The organism is Methylomicrobium lacus (genome assembly GCF_041897535.1).
Taxonomy (GTDB): Bacteria; Pseudomonadota; Gammaproteobacteria; order Methylococcales; family Methylomonadaceae; genus Methylomicrobium; species Methylomicrobium lacus_A.
Genome location: NZ_CP169217.1, coordinates 1,401,504 through 1,421,927 on the forward strand (window position 1 = coordinate 1,401,504; position 20,424 = coordinate 1,421,927).

General features: G+C 51.7%; 15 protein-coding genes and 1 pseudogene. 4 read left to right on the forward strand and 12 right to left on the reverse strand.

Annotated features, from left to right (window positions below):
* Positions 1–454: 454 nt before the first annotated feature.
* The gene (gene ltrA / locus ACEPPP_RS06140) at positions 455–1,936 is read right to left on the reverse strand and encodes a group II intron reverse transcriptase/maturase (RefSeq protein WP_374089592.1); all 1,482 of its coding nucleotides are present in this window, start codon (positions 1,934–1,936) and stop codon (positions 455–457) included.
* 1,198 nt (positions 1,937–3,134) lie between these two features.
* On the opposite strand from ltrA, the gene ACEPPP_RS06145 reads away from it, so the two are divergent.
* Positions 3,135–3,305, forward strand: coding sequence for a hypothetical protein (locus ACEPPP_RS06145; protein ID WP_374090158.1), 171 nt, complete (start codon positions 3,135–3,137; stop codon positions 3,303–3,305).
* A 462-nt stretch (positions 3,306–3,767) separates the two neighbouring features.
* Here ACEPPP_RS06145 and ACEPPP_RS06150 read toward each other — a convergent pair whose 3' ends face one another.
* On the reverse strand, positions 3,768–5,663 hold the full coding sequence (locus ACEPPP_RS06150; RefSeq protein ID WP_374090159.1) for a transketolase C-terminal domain-containing protein: 1,896 nt from the start codon (positions 5,661–5,663) through the stop codon (positions 3,768–3,770).
* A 289-nt stretch (positions 5,664–5,952) separates the two neighbouring features.
* Here ACEPPP_RS06150 and ACEPPP_RS06155 point away from each other — a divergent pair, with 289 nt between their 5' ends.
* Complete coding sequence (locus tag ACEPPP_RS06155) at positions 5,953–8,124, forward strand: AMP-binding protein (protein WP_374090160.1); 2,172 nt, start codon at positions 5,953–5,955, stop codon at positions 8,122–8,124.
* Between the two features lie 189 nt (positions 8,125–8,313).
* Here ACEPPP_RS06155 and ACEPPP_RS06160 read toward each other — a convergent pair whose 3' ends face one another.
* Positions 8,314–9,150, reverse strand: a complete 837-nt coding sequence (locus ACEPPP_RS06160) for a carbonic anhydrase (protein ID WP_374090161.1) — start codon at positions 9,148–9,150, stop codon at positions 8,314–8,316.
* Between the two features lie 84 nt (positions 9,151–9,234).
* Positions 9,235–9,435, reverse strand: coding sequence for a hypothetical protein (locus ACEPPP_RS06165; RefSeq protein WP_374090162.1), 201 nt, complete (start codon positions 9,433–9,435; stop codon positions 9,235–9,237).
* 315 nt (positions 9,436–9,750) lie between these two features.
* On the opposite strand from ACEPPP_RS06165, the gene lplT reads away from it, so the two are divergent.
* The gene (gene lplT, locus ACEPPP_RS06170; RefSeq protein ID WP_374090163.1) at positions 9,751–10,929 is read left to right on the forward strand and encodes a lysophospholipid transporter LplT; all 1,179 of its coding nucleotides are present in this window, start codon (positions 9,751–9,753) and stop codon (positions 10,927–10,929) included.
* On the opposite strand, the gene ACEPPP_RS06175 is transcribed toward lplT, so the two are convergent.
* The 8 genes and pseudogenes from ACEPPP_RS06175 to ACEPPP_RS06210 all read right to left on the reverse strand — a co-directional run bounded on the left by ACEPPP_RS06175 (position 10,913) and on the right by ACEPPP_RS06210 (position 19,368).
* The gene (locus ACEPPP_RS06175; RefSeq protein ID WP_374090164.1) at positions 10,913–12,253 is read right to left on the reverse strand and encodes an MFS transporter; all 1,341 of its coding nucleotides are present in this window, start codon (positions 12,251–12,253) and stop codon (positions 10,913–10,915) included. The two genes, lplT and ACEPPP_RS06175, sit on opposite strands and share 17 nt — an antisense overlap.
* A 331-nt stretch (positions 12,254–12,584) precedes the next feature.
* A pseudogene (locus ACEPPP_RS06180) lies at positions 12,585–13,699 on the reverse strand (IS110 family transposase).
* A gap of 131 nt (positions 13,700–13,830) precedes the next feature.
* Positions 13,831–15,144: a transporter gene (locus tag ACEPPP_RS06185; protein WP_374090165.1), complete on the reverse strand. Its 1,314-nt coding sequence runs from the start codon at positions 15,142–15,144 to the stop codon at positions 13,831–13,833.
* 306 nt (positions 15,145–15,450) lie between these two features.
* Positions 15,451–15,939, reverse strand: a complete 489-nt coding sequence (locus ACEPPP_RS06190) for a hypothetical protein (RefSeq protein WP_374090166.1) — start codon at positions 15,937–15,939, stop codon at positions 15,451–15,453.
* Between the two features lie 17 nt (positions 15,940–15,956).
* A complete protein-coding gene (locus tag ACEPPP_RS06195) occupies positions 15,957–16,649 on the reverse strand; it encodes a C39 family peptidase (protein WP_374090167.1) in 693 nt (230 codons plus the stop codon).
* A 24-nt stretch (positions 16,650–16,673) separates the two neighbouring features.
* On the reverse strand, positions 16,674–17,036 hold the full coding sequence (locus ACEPPP_RS06200; protein WP_374090168.1) for a hypothetical protein: 363 nt from the start codon (positions 17,034–17,036) through the stop codon (positions 16,674–16,676).
* A 108-nt stretch (positions 17,037–17,144) separates the two neighbouring features.
* Positions 17,145–18,284 (reverse strand): hypothetical protein, encoded by a 1,140-nt coding sequence (locus ACEPPP_RS06205; protein ID WP_374090169.1) that lies wholly within the window; start codon positions 18,282–18,284, stop codon positions 17,145–17,147.
* A 256-nt stretch (positions 18,285–18,540) separates the two neighbouring features.
* Positions 18,541–19,368, reverse strand: coding sequence for a winged helix-turn-helix domain-containing protein (locus ACEPPP_RS06210; protein ID WP_374090170.1), 828 nt, complete (start codon positions 19,366–19,368; stop codon positions 18,541–18,543).
* 463 nt (positions 19,369–19,831) lie between these two features.
* On the opposite strand from ACEPPP_RS06210, the gene ACEPPP_RS06215 reads away from it, so the two are divergent.
* Positions 19,832–20,422, forward strand: coding sequence for a DUF502 domain-containing protein (locus ACEPPP_RS06215; protein ID WP_374090171.1), 591 nt, complete (start codon positions 19,832–19,834; stop codon positions 20,420–20,422).
* Positions 20,423–20,424 lie beyond the last annotated feature (2 nt).

Here is a 20,424-nt window from a genome sequence, read left to right on the forward strand (position 1 = left end):
GAATTTGAGCCACTCGTTCAAAAATGAGTTGTGACAGAAGCGGAAAAGATCGTACACCAAAGGCGCAAGGTGTCGGGAAGGACATCAATCCAACCTGACGCCAAATTGAGGCGTGCTTTAACTGGACACCGCTAAATCGAATAGGGCATCGTGCTTGTAAGCTAGCTTTGCGTACGATATTTTTCTGATTCTGGGGCCACCTCATTTAATGTCTATTGCAGGACAGGAGTAGTTGCAGATAATGTGAGCCCAAAGAAATCGATTGCAAGCCCATGCGGATAAATGCAAGCTCAGTTGCAAATAATGTGAGCCTGGCCGGATTTTCGCCGGGTAAGGACAAGGCATTACTGCCTTGTCCTCCCCTAAGAACGGTGCGTGACAGTTTCCCGTCACACCGCTCAAGCCTTTATAAAAGCCGAGTTAACGACCCGGCAACCTGATTACCGTACTGAAGCTATTCTGCTTGTGCTACCATTCCAGACCACATGAACGGATTTACCCGGCGTGATGCTTTACGCTGGGCAAAATAGTCGTCATAGGCGGGATCATAGGGCGATGCGTCAGCTTTGATCTTGATATGCCGAACAATCGCCACCGAGGCGGCACTGAACAAGTCCAGCGGTATGGATGCTCCTTGCTTATCCTGAATCCGTGTTGAAAACAGCCAATTTTGCAGCCCTTGGCGGCGGAAATAGCGATTCCGTTTCCAGCGGGCCGATTTGTTCGGATGTCTCCGGTTGATCCAAGCGATTAACATCAGAAAAAGCTGGTGATCAATCCTGGAAAAGCTCTTTTTGGCTACGCCATGGCGGTAGTAGTTGGCCCACCCTCTCAGTTTCGGGTTTAAAAGCCGAATCAGGTGTTCCGTCTTTACCGTGGGGTTAGTTTTGATAATGGCTCTTATATCCGCTAACAAGGACTGAATCGATTGCTTCGCAGGCTTGGTCAGCAATTTGCCTTGGTATTTGCGAATATTAAACCCGAGAAAATCAAATCCCTCACTGATGTGCGTGATCTGCGTTTTCTCCGGCGAGAGCGTTAACCCGCGCTCCAATAGAAAGGCTTCCACGGCTGGCTTGACTTGCATCTCGAGCACTTCTTTCGAAGACCCGGTAATCACGAAGTCATCCGCATAAATCACCACATTGATTTTGTGATGACGCGGTGCTGCCTTGATAGCGACTTGTTCCAGACCGGCTAACGTCATATTAGCCAGCGTTGGCGAGGCTATCCCTCCCTGTGGCGTTCCAGCCAGCGTAGGAAACATCTCTCGCTCTTCCACATAACCGGCGTCCAGCCATTTCTCCAGGATGGTTTTATCCATCGGAATGTTGGCTTTCAGCCAGTCATGACTGATTTGATCGAAGCAGGCTTTGATATCGCCCTCGAGTATCCATTGCGGTGATTGTTTGCGTGCCAGGGCGTTAAAACATTGACTGATCGCATCGGCTGTCGACCTTTTCGGCCGGAAACCGTAGGCGTTGCGATTCCCTGTCATTTCCGCCACCGGCTCCAGAGCCAGCAAATACAGGGCTTGCATGGCCCGGTCGCTCATCGTGGGGATACTCAACGGCCGTTGCTTGCCGTTTTTCTTGGGGATATAAATGCGCCGCAAAGGCTGAGCCTGATAGCCTCTGCGCCTTAACGCCAAAGCCGCCTGCAATTTCTGTTGCGGCGTCTTCCAGGTGACGCCATCGATACCGGCCGTGTTCCGGCCGCGGTTTTGCCCAATCCGTTTGACGGCTAACAGCTTTGCCGCTAACGAATGGGTGAGCAGCCATTGTAAAGCTTTCACTTTACCCCAGCGCTGCTCTCGGGTTGCCTTTGCAATACGCAGCTGCAGCCGTCTCACCTGCATTGCCACAGCCTGCCAGTCGATGGCATCCCATGATAATGCGGCTGAGGATGCACCAACAGGCATCGCTGCCGTCATCATTTGCTTTTCCTCATAGGGTCGGTTCTACCTCTTCTCTTGCAATAAAAGACCCGTCGGACGTGGGCGCACTTTCGTACCGGGTAACGTTTAAACCCGTATCCGTGCCATTACAGCACGGCTTTCGCTTCTTCCGACATCCCAAACCCGCACCGCCCTAGGCGTACCTCACGGCACGCTGTCCCGGCCAAGGCCGGGAGCGATACGGGGTTTCCACGTTTCCCTTGGGAAGTACGCCGGGTTAGGTGCCTGCTGTCGACCGGGAAGCGTGTGGGTCACGAGAACGCAGCAAATAATCGTTCTGCCCGCTTCCAATACCTTTTGGTCAAGCGTATAAACCACTTCCGCTTGTCATTAATAACGATCTTTATTACAGGTTCAGATATCTTCACCGTACCAGCTATCTAGCACTCACCTGGTTTGTGGTTACCAGGAGGGTACATCTCTCGCGATTGGTACCCCACATGACTACCGTCATGCTTCGTTACGTTGTCAAGGCAGCTCTTTATTCATGCCCCTAGATTCACCCGGTGACACGGGTGGTTTCCAACAGCCTTGTGGAAACAACTTCTCCAAGCGACCTCGTGTCGCAAATTTGCAGTTATTTTGAGCCCAAAATCGCGTTAAATGCGAGCCAGACCATTTTCAAACGCGAGCTGTTAGTGTGTCACGAATGCGCCAAGGCGAAAGCCTTGGGCGCAATGCTGTATCAAAGATGAGGGTAGGTCCCTCGGAATCGGCGTACAGGCGCAGGTTCCAAACCACCTTGAGTCGCATCGGTAAAGAGCCGTTGTGGTGAGCGTCAAGGAAAAGGCGCAGCAAGACTGCGTCAGGTACGAATCATGGAGACGAGCGTAAGCGAACCATTATTGAGGTGTCGAAAGCGTAAGATGTCGTCAAAACTGGAGACTAACGGCACTCCAGGACAAGTTCGGGGGTAACCTGTTTATTGCCTGAGCGGCGACCGGCATAGAGATGGCGTGAACTTGATTCAGGCTTTGATACGGAACGTGAGAACCTGTCGTCTTGATGCGAAGGGAGAAGCTCAAGTGGAGGCCCCATGAGAGTCAGAGTACCAATGCAAGACACAGGGGCGGAGCAGCCTGTAGTAGCGATGAAGGTTCTGTAATGGAACCGGAGCCAAGGGGCTGCATCGTTCAGCTTTATAAGATGAAACAACTATAAAATTAGGAGGATTTCGTTGGATAAAGCGAAGTCATTTAGTATTTCCAAGGAGGAAATACAAACGGTTGAAGGGGAGCCAAACACGGGCACGAGCATGGATCAAACGGCTAGCGCTGCAAAATCCAAGCTTATTCGTGCATTGGCAAATCACCTTCGCTGGAATGGCTGGACGATAGGAGCGGTATGAATCGAGAGATTCACGTACCGTTGCGTGAGAGCCTGAAGGTGTGATTCCTTTGGGCTACTCGACCAATTAATGGTGTAATCGTATCGGAATTGGTGGCGGTCTTGCGATTGAAATCGGTGGTCGACAATCAATCGGAACAGGTGGCTGTTTTCAATCGGAATGGGTAGCTGGCTTGGGGTGGAATATGCAATTTTAATCAGGTATCCAACTTTTCCTGTGACCGGCGTGTTGTAAATTTTATAAACTTGTTTAGAACAACAATATGAATGATTGGCTGGAAATAGTTTAACGCCCGGTAGGGTCAAAAATTGGCATATCTTCGATTTTTAAAATTACACACAAAATTACACAGTATGTAAAAACAAAAACCTCGCCGAAGCGAGGTTTTTTGCAATTTTCAACAAAATTACATGCTTATTACTATAAAGAACCTATACGCCCTTTTTTGTAGATCAAAGCGGCTTAGCGCATTGATTTGATTTTCGCGATGATGCCGACCGGGTCGAGGCCTTGGTGCGGGAATTGTTCCCACAAACCGCCGCATCCTTCCTTGTGGGTGCCGACGTGCGCGAATTTCGGCGTGAAGCCGCGTTCGAGCAGCCAGGAGCCGTAACGGCTGCCGAGGCCGGTCTTACGGTTGAAGGATTCGACGACCAAGACCAGCGGCGACTTACCCACCTTGGCCAGCATGTCTTCGTCGATCTTGTTCAAGGTCGGCTTGTTGATCAGGCCGACGTCGATGCCCTCTTCCTTCAGGCGCTCGACCGCATCCAACGCGCGGTACAAGGCTTCGCCGAAGCTGACGATATAGCCTTGGGTGCCTTCGCGAATCACTTCGTCCTTGCCGGAGACGAACTTGTAATCGCCGCCGAAACGCTCGTTGCCGTTTTCGTCCAGGATCAAAGGCACTTTCGAACGGGTCGAGAAGATGAAGCGCAATCCCTCATCGTGGAAAACGCTTTCGACGCAGGCGCGCATCTGGTTCGGATCGGCCGGGAAATACAGGTTGGTCGCATAAGCATCGTCCAGACCGTTGTCCGCGAACATGTTGTTCAGACCGAAATGGCAGGTGTTGTCCGCCATGTCGTCGATGCCGGAATGCGAATAATGGCTCAGTACGTTCGAGTGATTCAGACGCGCCATCGTGATTTCGGAAATGTTCATTTCCAAAAACGCGCTGAAGGTGCCGAAGATGCCCTGCTTGCCCTTTTCCATCCCGAAGCCGGCCGCCGCGGAGAAGTTGCCGCGCTCCATGATGCCGGAGGAAATGAAAATTTCAGGAAAAGCGTTGTGGATTTTGATCAAACCGCAGGAGCCTTCAAGGTCGCTGTCGATCACGCGCACTTTTTCGACGCGTTCGGCTTCGCTCATCTTACCCAATACCGCGACGCAGGCATCGCCGAACACGTTACGGTTCGCATCCCATTTGTCGCTGGAACCCTTGAAGGTGTAGTCCTGCTTGGCCGGCTTCGCGTTCTTCAAATGGTCGGCCGCCGCTTGATAGCCGCGCGCTTCGAGGTATTCGACCGCCAGTTTGACCGAGATCACGTCGTGGCCGTGGTTCGAACCTTCGAGGCCCGGAATGCCGGGGCACATCGGACGGTGGTTGATCACCGCGACCGGGCCTTCGGTGTTGATCGCCTTAACGATGCGCGCATACAGATCGTCGATATCTTCGCCGTTGCCCTCCAATACGGTCACGCCATGGCCGCGCAGGGTTTGCGCGGTCGAGCAGCCTTTCAGATAATGCGACGGATGACCGGCGATCGTGACGTCGTTGTCGTCGATCAGCAGTTTGACGTTAAGCCCTTGCGCCACCGCAAGACGTGCCGCTTCGGCGTCGTCGCCTTCCTGCTGCGAGCCGTCGGAACCCAGACAGAAGACCGTCTTGCCGGGATTCGCCATCGCCACGCCGTTCACATACGGCCACATGTGGCCCAGACGGCCGGAGCTGAATTTGACGCCGGGGGTGAAGCCCAACTCTGGGTGGCCCGGAAGATGCGAGTGCGCTTCGCGGTACAGCATCAATTTTTCGGCCGGCAGGTCGCCGTTCAATGCCGCCATCAGGTATTGCGTGCCGACCCGGTGACCGGCCTCGTCGAAAAAGATCGGAACGAAGTCATCGGAACCGCGGAACAGCGCGTCCATGATCATGACTTCCGGAACGGTGTCGTACGGACCGCCGGTATGACCGCCCACGCCGCGCGCAGCGCCGGTTGCGGTAAAGAAGACGATCGCATCGCGGCAAAGCTGAATGTTCGCTTTGAGAGCCGCTTTTTGCTCCGGCGACAAGGTCGGGCTGCCGGCATCCAGCGAGATGCGGCTATAGGCGCCCAGATCGATCGGGAATTGTGCCATGTTGTATTCTCCAAGTGTTTTATGTTTTTGTTATTGTGTCGCTTTAGCGCATATCCTTTGCTTTGGGTGTGCCTCGGGCTATTTTAACCTAAAAAAACCGCGCCGCCGCTTAATTTTGCTGCAAACTGGCGCGAATGGCTGGCATGCATCACTACAGCACCACAACGGCACAACATTAGGCTTGACGTCGAAACTCCCACATTAATTGAACATCGTTTAATTATGCACTATATTAATCTTCATTACGATGACTTTGATAGTTTGATAAGATGAAATGAGGAGGATTGCTATGCTGAAACAACTATTGCGTTTTACGGTAAAACTGATTGTTAAAGTGCTGTTCCGGGTCGAAATCCACGGCATCGAAAATTACCATGCCGCCGGCAAACGGGCGCTGATCGTCGCCAATCACACCTCGTTTCTCGACCCGATGCTGCTGTGGATTTTCTTGCCGGACGACATCACTTTCGCGATCAATACCCACATCTCGGAACGCTGGTGGCTAAAGCCGTTTCTCGGCCTCTCGAAAGTGTTTCGGATGGACCCGACGCACCCCTTGTCATTGAAGGATCTGACCCATCATCTGCAGCATGACACCAAGACGGTGATCTTCCCGGAAGGCCGCATTACTGTCACCGGCGCCTTGATGAAGATTTACGACGGCACCGGCATGGTCGCGGACAAATCGCAGGCGGCCGTGCTGCCGATTCGGATCGAAGGGGCTCAATATACGCATTTTTCACGGCTGCAAAACGTGGTGCGTCTGCGCTGGTTTCCGAAAATCCGGATTCAGATCCTGCCGCCGACCCGGATTCAGGCGCCCGAGCATCTGAAAGGCAAGGAGCGCCGGCGCTATTGCGGCCATGTATTGGCCGACATCATGACCGAAATGATGTTCGCGACCAGCCATTACCGGCAGACGATCTTTTCCGCGCTGCTGAATGCGCGCCGGATTCACGGCGGCAAATTTCCGATCGCGGATGATCTGGTGCGCAAACCGATCAGCTACAACACCCTGATCACCCGCACGATTGCGCTAGGCAATAGTTTCACCGCAATTGCGCAAGCCGGCGAGCACGTCGGCGTGATGCTGCCGAACTCGACGAATACGCTCTGCGCGGTGCTCGGCCTGCAATTACATCAACGCATCCCCGCGATGCTGAACTTTTCGACCGGTTCAGCCAACATGGTATCGGCCTGCAAAATTGCCTTGGTCAAAACGGTGCTGACCTCGCGCCAATTCATCGAAAAAGGCAAATTACAGGAGGAAGCCGCGCATCTTTCCGAACATGTCAATCTGGTTTACCTGGAAGACCTGGCCAAGCAGATGCGCGCGATCGACAAACTGAAGGCTCTGGTGCAGAGCCATACCACCGGCCTCTGGTACAAATCCGTTCACATCGATCCCGATAGCACGGCTGTCGTGCTGTTTACCTCCGGCTCCGAAGGCACGCCGAAGGGCGTGGTATTGTCGCATGCGAACATCCTAGGCAACCTGAAACAACTCGAAGCGGTGATCAGCTTCAATTCTCAGGATGTCGTGCTGAACTTCCTGCCGATGTTCCATTCTTTCGGCTTCACGGTCGGCTCGATGCTGCCGGTGCTGAACGGCATGCAGGTGTTCTTTTATCCGACCCCGCTGCATTACGCGGTGATCCCCGAAATCGCCTACGAGATCAAGGCGACGATTATGTTCGGCACCAACACCTTCTTGGCCGCCTACGGCAAGAAAGCCAACCCCTATGACTTTTACCGGATGCGCTATGTGATCGCCGGCGCCGAAAAACTGCAGGAAAACACCCGCGCGCTGTGGGCCGAAAAATTCGGCATCCGTATTCTCGAAGGCTACGGCGCGACCGAAACGACACCTATCACCTCGGTCAACACGCCGATGTGCTTTAAGGCCGGCAGCGTCGGCCGCTTCATGCCGAGCATGAAATATCAGTTGGAGCCGATCCCTGGCATCCATGAAGGCGGCCAGCTGCATGTCAGCGGCCCGAACATCATGAAGGGCTACCTGCTCGCGGCGAACCCCGGCAAACTGGTGCCGCCCGAATCGAAATACGGCAAGGGCTGGTACGATACCGGCGACATCGTCTCTGTCGACGACGAAGGCTATATCACGATCAAGGGCCGCAGCAAGCGCTTCGCGAAAGTCAGCGGCGAAATGGTGTCGTTGACCGCGGTCGAACAACTCGCGATCGAAGCCTGGCCGGAAGGCCACCATGCCGCGGTCAGCCTGCCCGACCCGAAAAAAGGCGAGCAGGTGATCCTGTTGACCACGCACAAGGGCGCAACCCTGCATGACCTGGCCAAATCGGCGGTCGGTGTGGCGCAGATCAGCCTGCCGAGGAAGGTCATCGAGGTGGAGGCGGTGCCAGTACTGGCAACCGGCAAGACCAATTACATTGCGGCAACCGAACTCGCTGCCGGCCAAGTGCTAAAAGCTGAACATGCCTGATTCCGGAAAATCCGGCTGCGGGTGAATCCGTAAACAGAAAGATCATGGACCTCGGCGTCGCCATGCGCTGCGCCGGGGCCATGACAAATCTTGAAAAACGTCCTTCGACAATCGAGCAACGCCTCTGATGATGACAATCAGCAATGGTCCAGAGGAAGCATCAACGGAATCTTGCGATTCCTGCATGCATCAATTTGAGACTTTACCGCTAATGACACGACCATTTAAAGCTTGAACATAGCGAGCGTTTCCATGCGCGTAGCCATCATGAGAACCATCATATAATTCATGGAAAAAGTCTTTCAGCTTGGCTAGCTGCTCGGTTGACAGGCTTATTGGTTTAGCCAACACAAACCAGCTAACCCCTTCACTGCATGGCGGAGTAGTCAATGAACCGGCATAGGTATAAAAATGTTTGAGGTCACGGGGTAAAAGCGATTTCAGCCTGATGACTTTCTGTTTAGCAGTATTTTTAGTCCCTTCCTCGGCCGGCACGTTATCAAGAATGGTTTGAATGTCGGGATTCGCAGCGCCTTCTTCGAGAAGAACGCCTAATACCGCTATTCGACCATCATCGCGCACGTGCACAAAATGCAGCTCCGCAGAGAAAGTTTGCTGACCAATCACATGCTCGGCCGGTGCATGGAAATGAAACTGAACCAGTGGATATACATCATCCCCTATCGCCAATCGACCTTGATAGCCCTCTGATGTATTGGCCTGCACGGCATGACCGCTATTAAAAAAATCCGGGGTGTCGTCCGGATAACGAACACCCAGTTTGTCGTATTTTTTTGCATTCACTTGATATTTAAGATCAACAGGTGATTGATGCTGACCGATGGCACATTCCGCATAAGGAAAATTCAAAGGCGGCGACAAAGGAGGTGTCGTTACATCTTCAACACCCCCCCACCCTTCGGAGGCATCCTGTTCATCATGGCTCCAATGAGGAGCGGCAAATGCGACATTGGCAGTCACAACGGCCGCCATGGTCATCGCTGATAAAATCAATTTGGCTTTCATCCAAAATCCTTCGCTCTGATCTGGTTTATTTAAACTCGCGCGGAAGCCTTTAGGGCGACGAGCGCAATATTAAAAATATAGGGCTTAGCAGGTGTGCTCTCTGCAATAGTCCGCCGCACTAGGCTTTTTATCAGGATTTTGTTGTGTGCTGGGTTTCGTTTCAGTTGCCGGTGCTGGCGAAGCCGTTTGACTACTGTTGGTTGACGGGGTGGGCTGAGGTTCGGCCGCCAGACAAGCCACACTGAAACTGATGCCGAGAACGAAAAGCAGTTTTTGGGTGATCATGGTATTTCCCTAGATTTGTTAGATGAGTCGATTGAGGTACGAATAAATCAATGACGGCTCATGGCAACAAGTTGCGTGTGGGCCGCGTTGGTGTATAGGCAAAATTTACGCCCGATTATAAAAGCTTTTCATTTACAATAATTTATAATAAATCCCAAGGAATAATGTCATGATACCTACTGATACTAACGGTTTTTTTCCACCGTCACCGGTTTATTTCACCCTAAAAACTGGAAGCTATTAACAAGAACGTGGTGGTCATTGGCCGCTCCCGAACGTTTTAGGATTAACGCTTTTTAACACGCCCCCCCCCTGATGAACAAACAAATCTATCCATTATTGATCGCGCAATTTCTCTCCGCCTTCGCCGACAACGCGATTTTGTTTACCGTGATCGCGATCGTGATGCAGGCCAATGATCCGGCGAGCTGGTACGTGCCGGCCCTGCAAAGCTCGTTCCTGGTCGCCTTCGTCGTACTGGCGCCCTGGGTTGGCGGCTTTGCCGATCATTATGCGAAGTCCAGGGTATTGATTGTGGCGAACCTGATCAAGGCCGTGGGCGCCGGCTTGTTGTTCCTGCATGTCGAGCCGTTGTTGGCCTATTGCATCGTCGGCGTCGGCGCGTCGATCTACGGACCGGCCAAATACGGCATCCTGCCCGAGCTCGCCGGGCATCAGTTTCTGGTCAAGGCGAACAGCCTGATCGAGGGTTCGACGATCCTCGCGATCTTGATGGGCATGCAGATCGGCGCGAAGGTGGCCGATCATTCGACCGATCTGGCCTTGGCCAGCACGATCGTGTTATTCATCGTTTCGGCTTTGGTCACGCTGCTGCTGCCGGCCCAGGCGGCCAACCATCCTGCCACCGGCTCGAAAATCCTCGAATTCGGCCGGCAAATGGGCCAGTTCTTTACGACGCCGCGTTCGCGTTTTTCGATGCTCGGCGCATCCCTGTTCTGGGCCACCGCGGCAACCCTGCGCGTGTTGATCGTGGCCTGGGCGCCGATCGTGCTGGCGCTGAACAATGCGACCGAAATCGCCGAACTGACGCTGTTTCTCGCAGTCGGCATTATCGCAGGATCGGCGCTGGTGCCGCGCATGATTCCGCTCGAACATTTGCGCCGCGCGCGTCTGCCGGCTTATCTGATGGGGCTGTTCATCATCGGGCTCGGCTTCACCGACAGCCTGTGGCCGGCGCGTGGCACACTATTTTTTGTCGGCATGATGGGCGGCATGTTCATCGTGCCGGTCAATGCGGCGCTCCAGGAGCTCGGCCAGCTCAGCATCGGCAGCGGCGCGGCGGTCGCCTTGCAGGGATTCTTCCAGAATCTGACGATGCTGCTCGCGGTCGGCGGCTATACCGTTGCCGCCTCGCAAAATGCCGATCCGGTGATCGCGATCCTGGTGCTGGGCGGCCTGGTGTTCGTGGCCTCCTTCCTGGTATCGTGGCATCTGCCCGACAACACAATGAACCCGTTCAACAAACGTCGTTAGTCAAAGGATGGTTGGCCGCCGCCCTGCCCCGCTCTTCGTCGACCTTGAACAGCAGCAATAAACCAAGCACAAAAAAGGCCAGCGTCGACAACAGCGACAGGCGGTGATTGCCGCCGCTCCAGTAATTGATCAGGCCGTAACTCAACGGCCCGACGATCACCGAAAGCCGGTTGACCAGTCCCCACAACCCCAGAAACTCACCGGCTCTATCGACCGGTGAAAACTTGCTGACCAAGGCGCGGCCAACCGCCTGACTCGAACCCATCGCAATCCCTATCACATTGCCGACGATCCACATATCCTCGCGCGCCTCGGCAAAATAAGCGCCAATCAACGCGCCAATCCAGATCACCAGAGTGATCGCCAAGGTCGGGGCCGAACCGATCCGGTCCTGCAATTGCCCGCAAAGCAGCGCGCCGACCGCGGCAGTCACATTGATCACCATCACCAACACGATCAACGCTTGCGTATCGAAACCCATCACTTGCTGCGCATAAATCGCCGCCAGCACGATTACCGCGCTGACGCCGGACTGATAAACCGCCATGGTGATCAAAAACCAGTTCAGATCGCGAAAGCGCCGGGCTTCCGCCAAGGTATGCCGCAATCGGCCGAAACTTGCCCCAAACAAGGCCCAGCCCAAAGGGACAGATGATGGTACGGCGCGCTCCTGCAGCCAGAGAAACGTCGGCATGGCGGCCAGCGCAAAAATGAAAGCTGTAATCAACAACGTGCCCGGCACCGCCTCGGCTTCGCTGATGCCTTGATGCTTCGCCAAGGTAATGTAACCGAGACAGAACAGCAGAGTCAAAAGCCCGCCAACATAGCCGAGCCCCCAGCCATAACCCGACAACCGCCCCATCTTTTCTTCGGGCACCAGTTCCGGCAAAAACGCCGCGACCAGATTTTCGCCATACGCAAACATCACCGACGACAGCATCACCAGCACCATGCCAAGGGGGTAATCGCCGGGACCGACCAGGGCCAATAACGCGGTCATCAAAATACAGCCAATCGATGACAACAGCAACAAGCGTTTCTTGCAGGCCTTTACATCCGCAAGCGCCCCGACCAGTGGAGCGCTGAGCATCACGATAAAATTCGCGAAACCGACCGACAGCGACCAGAGCAAAGTCGCCAATCCCGGCGAGACACCCGCTGCGCCGCCCGCGACCACGGCGACAAAATAGGTGCTGAAAATCGTCGTCTGCACGACAGTCACGTAGCCCGAATTCGCAAAATCGTAGAAAGCCCAGGCGATCAATTCCCTGCGCCCGGCACGGCCGATTGCGTGATTATCTTGGTCTGCAAATTGTTCGTGCATGTGGATGATTCCTGAATAAAAAGCATTATCAGGGATATTATCCACCTTGAGGCCTCAACTTTGAAATCCTGATATGTATTGACCTGTCAATATCTAAAAACAATTTTTCAAATGCATCATCCAGTGTGTGGGTAGCAGAACGGGCGGTTTGCCGACGGTTGATCAGTCTGATATGCGCGGGTTGGTTACCGCATGACAACCGATTCGTCGGGGAGCTGCCTCGCTCTAAGTTCGAGGGTCATCCCGTTGCCGGGCGCCTCCTAGGATTACCGAGGATTCTCCCACCGTTGCCCCTTCTGCTACCGACACACTGCATCATGGCGAGTACTCCTTACGCGCGGGCCGTTGCCGGCGCTAGCGTTTGCCCAATCGCCCAGATAAACCCTGCCAGCTCACGGGCGATAGCGGTACAGACCTGCACCTTCAACTTACCCCGCGCCGCCAACAGCCGGTAACGCCCACACAAGCGGGTTTGCGCTTTCCAGGCGATATCTTGCACCGCGTCCGAGGCTTTCTCGGCCGGCGCTGCAAGACCGCCGTCTTGCGGGCCGGGAAGCGATAACACCAGGCCGCTTCCACCAGCACCCGCCGCACATGACCATTGCCGGTCTTGGTGATGCCGCCGCGCGATTTGCTGCCGCCGCTGGAATATTCGCTCGGCACCACGCCCAAATACGCCATCAGTTGTGGCGCGCTGGCGAAACGCTTCAAGTCGCCGATTTCGGCCACGAGGGTGGTCGCGGTCAACAGATTCACCCCGCGCAAGGCCATCAAGCCCTGAATCACCGGCCAGAATACCGATTCGGCTGCCGTGCTGGCGATCTGTTGGTCAAGCGTATCGACCCGTTTGTTCAGGGTCTTGACCGTATCGATGTATTCCTGAAACACGATCTGCTGTACCGGATGCGCCAGTTTCACCGTTTCCAGCCAGCGATAATGCGCTTGCGTCCAGCGGCTTTGGCCAGCATAGCGCTGGCCGTGCCGCAGCAGAAACGCCAGCAAACGCTGTTTGGCTTGCCGTTGCAGATGCTTTAGGTCTTCCCGGGCCCGCGTCAAATCACGCAACGCTTCCTGGGCTGTATCCGGCACCCACACCGCCGTCAACTCGCCGGCTCGATGCAACCGGGCCAGCATCAAACTATCGCGGCGGTCGGTTTTGACCCGGTCGCCGGCCTTCTTCGGTATCAGCGACGGCGCCACCACTTGGCAATCCCAACCTTGCTCCGTCAATTGCCGATGGATGCCGTAACCACAAGGCCCCGCTTCGTAGCAAAACGATAGCGCCGCATCGCCTTTTCTGAGCTGCTTGATCAGTTTGTCTAGCGCGGCCGGCGTGTTGGCTATCTCGCCGTGATAACGAACTTCACCCCCTTCGGCTTCCGCCACCGCTACCGCGATCGTTTCCTTGTGTACATCCAATCCTACATATTTGTTAAACTTCTTCATGACCTACCCCCTCAATTTCGGCTCTGAGCCGATGGTTTTATGAAACCCCAAGCTTAACCCGTGCGCTTGAGGTGTGGTAGGTCAATACATGATGTCTAAGCGTGAAGGGACGGGGCCTACGCCGTCGACCGTTAATTCAAATCGAAGGTGAATGGCATCCTGTATTCCATACTCACGTCTGGCGCATCATTCGTAGTGCCTATCGATAAAGATAAGTTGTGCGTGGACTTTTTGGAGTATTTGTAGGAGTAACCGACCAGGAGTTGTCCGATATCAAGGGTACTGCCTGTAATGGTGTTTCCACCCAGTTTGGAGTCAAAGACATGCCTGTGCTGGTAGCCTAGACTGAATGACGATCGCTCATTGATGCCAAATCCCAAACCAAAGCTTAACCCTATGGTATCCCCCGGATCGAATTTACCGGCATTGGTACTGGTTTCGGCGTTGTAGTTATAACTTATATTTCCGTAAAACACCGCCGGATCCGTCGGATAGAGCGCGGTAATGCTGGGTTGAACGCTGAAGTACCCGGCGCCTGTCGGCATTTCCGCTGGAAATGAAAAACCCGGAATTCCGACGGCTTGTACCAATGGAATGTCGAATGGGCTTTTTCCAGTGGGCGCCGTCGCAAGCAAGTTGGCGATAAAAATCGGCAAGCCATCGGACCCGCTGTTAAGCTGATAGCGGGAGGCAAATTGAAGATCGCCAATATCGCTTCCGTCCGTGTTAAACGCTTTATCAATGGCGGCTTGTTCCAACAATGGCCGTGCGCGTTGTTCTTGCGTGCGGTAGACATAAGGCGCTCTGAATTCTAGTTCCCAACGGTCCGTAAGACCATAGCGAAAGCCCAGAAAACCCATCAGGGTATGCTGTTTAATCTGACGGACATCGATCAGGCCAATGGCAATAGCCGGAAGAAACGTATAGGCATCGAGGAATACCCGGTTATTATCGTAGTAGCTATAAAACAGTGACGGCTCAACAACCAGATTGTTTTTTCTGGTCAAGACGCCGCCGACCGTTTGACTGACTCTGGGAATTTCGGGCGGCCGACGTTTTTGGCTTTCCGGTGGCGGCTGGCCCACAGGCCGTGAGGGAAGCTTATCAGACAATGATGGCGGTGCATTGGCATTTCTTGCCGCAACGATTTGAGGCCCATTTGCTGCTTGCTTTGCAGGGGGCTGATTTTGTGCGGACTGTGTCGCCAAAGCATCCAACCGCATTTTCATTTGCTCCAGCTGTTTGCCTTGTTCGGCAATAATCTGCCGCTGTCTTACAAATTCCTTCTGCTGCTCGGCAATCAGTTTTTTGTATTGCGCCAAGTCGTCATTTTTCGCCCCCGTTTCCGCATAGCCCCTGTTCACAAAAAAAAGCAGCAGATAAAAAATAACTTCCTTGATAGATCTTCGTAGAAGAAAATTACTGCTTACAAATTTAATCTTCATACTTTTATTCCATTTTATGTTAAAAAATAAAAATTAAATCAACCACCATTCCGCACGTATTTGAATTTTATGGCGTCAATTTCATTAAGATTATTTTAAGCTATTATCCTACATCAAGCCCATTTTTTTTGCAATAGAAGCCTATTGATGCCGAAATTTTCTAGAGAAAAAGACGATGCGATACAGGCATTTGGAGCCGATAGGCGGGTTAAAGGCATAGACTTTCAGTGCACCCATCGACGGGCTCTTGCCGATACGAAAGCGTTATGGCGCTAGATAGATGACCATACAAAGCTCCCATTCACCTTACATGCCAGGCAGGACAAAATTATTAACAAGAGCGCCACCGTTATTTAAATTCATATCCCTAATGTGGCTCACCGTTAAATTAAGTTGAGTCAGCGCACTGATCGTTTGATTATCCAGGTTGTTCTGGATAACGGTACCCAGTCCTGACATGCTCAAGCCCGGATTTTGAATGATGTTGCCATTCTGAATCAATGCCACATTGCCCGGCAATTCGAAAAAAGACGAAGAAACCACCGCGCCATTCAACGAGATGATCCTTTCCAGGCTAAAATCGATCGTGACGCCGTTCGGCAGCACAAACCCGCCTCTCAACTGATCCAGTTCGCTGTCGGAAGCGCGTTCCCAGTGAGCAAACGGGTGGTCTGCATGATTCGGCATGGCATCCGCTAACACTTGACTAGCCACGCCACCGGCAAGGCCCCAGACCATCATCCGGCAAACCGCCCTGATCAATTCAGGGCGGACGATAGATTTATTTTCGTTCATCTCAAATCCCCCTTACCTCAAAAATCCCTGATATTAGGTTGCAGCAAATTGAATTGGCTCAGGCTGCTTCGGTCAACGACAGACTCTAACGGCGCCTTGACTCGCAGCGCCCACTCTTTCTTATCTTGAAAATGACCCGACGCCACATCCAGTTTGTCATGGATCAAAAATAAAATACGGTTCTGCCACATGTCTTCGAACTCGTCGCGGGGAATGGCTTTGACGCCCACCGCGGGATCTCCCACCAAAACATCCCGCTCATCGATGCCTTTGATAATGACGAAATGCATGTAACCGTTCTTATTGATGATGGTCAGCGCCGGAACATGGGCGGTAACCAGTTGATCCAGATTGATTTTGAAGCCGTCGGCGCGATAGCCCCGCCTTTCCAGATAAAGTTTGATATCCAGTAACGAAAAGCCCAGTTTTTGAATTTTCTGCTGATCGCCATTCTTATACATATCGACAAACACGCCTTGCTCGGTAACAGGATCGTCATAGTGAAACGTGAGCAGGCTTGCCAACGCGGCCGAACCACAACTGAAATCGAACTGTTGCTTATATACCGTCTTGAAGCGCATCTCCAAAAAAGTGCTCATCGCTACCTCATAGTTACCGCCGCCGGCAATGCCGTTCACATTGATAGACCCGGCATTGCAGGAAAAAGCGGGTAACGCAAGCAGCAGGTAATTTGCAATCGATCGTTTCATGTTGTTTCATCCCGCCTGGCAGCATTAAGGATTGACTGTTACACTCACAATAGTGGAATCCTGGATGATCACATTGTTGCCGCTGTTTTGAATGACGCTGGCAATGCCGCTGACATGGGTAAATGAGTTATTATCGATCATGTTGAAACCGTTTACATTGTGGTTGGCATTGCCGTTGATCGTGGCTTGAAGATCCTGGATATTCAGCAACGTCATATCCACTCCTTCACGCCCCCTTGCATTATCCAGTTCCTCCGGCAGCGCTTTATCGGCCGTGGCAAAAAGGACTAGCCTCTCCTCATATTGAACGGTATCGGCTGTTGCCGGCGGTGTCTTCATTATCATTACAAGTAACGTCAACAAGGCGCTTTTTAATATCGTTCCCATCACGTTCTCCTCATCATTGATCGCTGTCAGTCAATAGCCGGTGAACGAATGACTCATTCACCGGCCCGCCGAAAATTTATTAATTCAAACCATTAATAAACATTAAGGTTACTGACCAACCGTTGCCGTGCCTTGGGTAACATTTACCGTACCGTCAACCAAGACAGATTGTTGCGCCAAACCGGTGCCCGAATTTTGGAAGACTTGGGTCACACCCGCGTTGCCGACGACCGAGCTGGTCATCGTGTTATCCCCCACAGGTATGGCTGCCAATTGCAGTCCTCCGGTTGTGTCACTAGCAGGGATACCCGTGACAGTACCTTCCAGAAGTTGATTGTTGACTTTGTAGTTACTGGTGGCATCGCCGTTAATTGCCTGTGCATTACCGTAGCCATCTTGGTACGCTTCGACATATTGCGCGGAAGCATCGCCAATATTGGTTGCCGCTGAACCGGCTGCCGACGCTGATGAGCTGTGTGCCGTAGCGTCTCCATTGTTGGTTGCCGCATTGCCGTATCCGTACGTATCTGAAGTTTGCGCAACAGGGTTTCCATTATTGGTAGAAGCTGAACCAGTTCCTGATGCGTGTGAGTCTTGAAGTGTATTGTTAGAAGTTGCCGACCCACTACCATTGTTTGACGTTCCATTTTCGCTAGCTGCCGCAATGCCAGCGTAACCATCACTGTTATCAGTGTTATTGCTGTCGTGGGTAGCAGTTGCCGAACCACTGCCATTGTTTGAGGTACCTCCACTAGATGCCGTCGATTGGCCATTTGCTCCATCTAGACTATTGTTGCTATAGCTGGAGTCCGAATTGGTAGAAGTAGCCGACCCACTGCCATTGTTTGACGTTCCATTTTCGCTAGCCGCCGCAATGCCATTCAAACCATCACTGTTGTCAGTGTTATTACTATGGCTGGTGTCTGTATTGGCAGAAGTTGCAGACCCACTGCCATTGTTTGCCGTTCCATTTTGGCTAGCCGTCGGAGAACCTTGGAGACCATTACTGTTATCAGTCCAAGGGTTATTGCTATCTTTTGTTGAGGTAACATCGCCTATAGTAGAGGTAGCGCCTTCACTCGCTCCAGCATTACCCGTACCGTAACCGGCGGACGCATCGACACTGTTAGTCGATGTGTTGCCGTCGCTTTGTGTGTTTGTAGTAGTAGGATTAGCCCAAGCGCTGGAAACAGTACCCAAAGCCAGAAGAATACTTGCAGCCAAGATTTTTTGCTTAAATTGTTTCATAGCTATTACTCCAGAATAAAGTGTAAAATCCCATCGGATGTTCTATCCGACGATGACTGGCACACGCCACCCCTCCATAATTGAAAGCGGATCAGGCTGGCTGTTACCGGCGGCTAGTATCATTCAATTGCATCTCAAAATTCCATAGAGCCAATCTTAAAATTCAATTAAAAACATTCATGAAAGTGTGCTTTTTCGTTATGCCCATGGACTTTGTATGGCGGGATAGGAGCATATAAGATAATGAATACCCTGATTAATTCTTTGAAATATTCAGCCTGTACCCAAATCCTTTTACTGTCAAAATCAGTTGCTGGTTATCATGGATATTTTCAATTTTTTTTCTTAACAAGTGAATGTATTGATAAAGATCCGATTTTGTGGCTCTATCATTGTTAGGCCAAAGGTATTTAATAATTTCTTCAGGAGAAAAAACGCGATCAAGATCCGTTGCCAAGTATGCAATCAGATCGAACTCCTTCGGAGTTAAATCAATTTTATATCCCTTTACAAATAAAATTTTATTACGGGTATCAATATGGAGCTCGGCCAATTCCATATTGCCTGCTGCATGATGCGTATAGGCAAGATCCAGGACGTCTATGACTTTATTGCTATCGTAACGATTACGACTGAATCTAGCATTCAATCTTCTATCGGGAGATGTGCGCCTTTCTGAATTTATTCTTCTTTCGGTAAAACAACAGCCACATAAGACGGAGTTTTTAATAAACGTGTCTATCTCGGCAATATCCAAGGGGTTATTTATGACCCTATCGATCCATGTCGGTGTCTCTTCCGAGTCCCTATCGCATGCTTGTCCATTCAGGCCACATATTTTTATATCCCTGCTTTTGCAGACTCGCTTTAATAAATCTGTCTCATTCCCCATATCCCCAGTAGCGTTTATCCAATCCAGCGGAATAAAGATTAAATCAGGATTACATTCAGCAATTTCATTGATACCCTCTCTATCTAATGACGCCTCTGTCATACGAATATTATTTGAGTAACAGTAACCTCTTAGCATAAATAAAAAATATTGATCATCATAAAAATTCATGATTTTTCTTATTTCCTGCATATTGCTTCCTTGTTATTTAAAATAATTTAAACAATGCGACTTACTGTAAGTGATTTTTTATAAATCAGCCGATGCTGGATAGAGATCGAAGGCGTGTGTCTGGAAGCGCGGGTAAGGACGGAACGGAAATTCTCCGCATCTATGGTAAATCATGGAAACTTGACATTCTATCGAGGCGTCCCCTGCATAAAACTGGCCACTAACCTATTGGATAAACTTTATCGAGATCTCTTATACACCATGAGCGGTGAAAACATAATACGTATAAACACTTATAAGACGAGCAGATATGACCTTACTAATGCTAAACATTTTGGTTAACTCCACTCAGAAAGTTCGAAGAAAGATAGGCATGTAGAAGCTCCTGTATTATTCTAGGAGTCGCAATCGAGCTTCAAGAATGCATTTAAATGGCCGACGCAGCCACTTTTCATCCATCAGTAATAGCGAGAGAGAAACGACCATGACAACAAAACTGAAAGCCATCGTCGATTATGTGCTGATAGGCATAGTCGGTTTCGTACCGATCGTACTGATCTTTCAAATCATTGTTTATGTTCAACGTGTTTTGAAGAATTTTGTATTGCTCGTGCACGGCACATACGAAAACCCCTTGGTCACCGTCGCCTTGTTTGCCGCCGCGATTGCACTGTTGGCCTATTTCGGCAAACAGCTGAAACAGGACAAAGCGCATCTGCTCTATTATCTGGAAGCCCTGATCCAGCGGATTCCGTTCATCAGCAGTATTTACCGGGTAACCCGAAAGTTATTGCGCATGTTCCTGCCCTCGGAAGAATCGCAACTGCGCGAAGTGGTCTATGTGGAATATCCGAAGGACGGCATGTGGGTTCCTGCCTATGTCACCAACCGCATTGGCGATTGTTACATCCTCTATATCCCCACGTCCCCGAACCCGACATCCGGCTTCACGGTGATGGTACACAAATCCAAGGTGAAGCAGTCGCAGATGAATATCGAGGAGGTCTCGAGCTTCGTGATCAGCGTCGGCGTAGACTATGCGACACCGGAAGACGTAGAAACTTTGTATAAATAGGT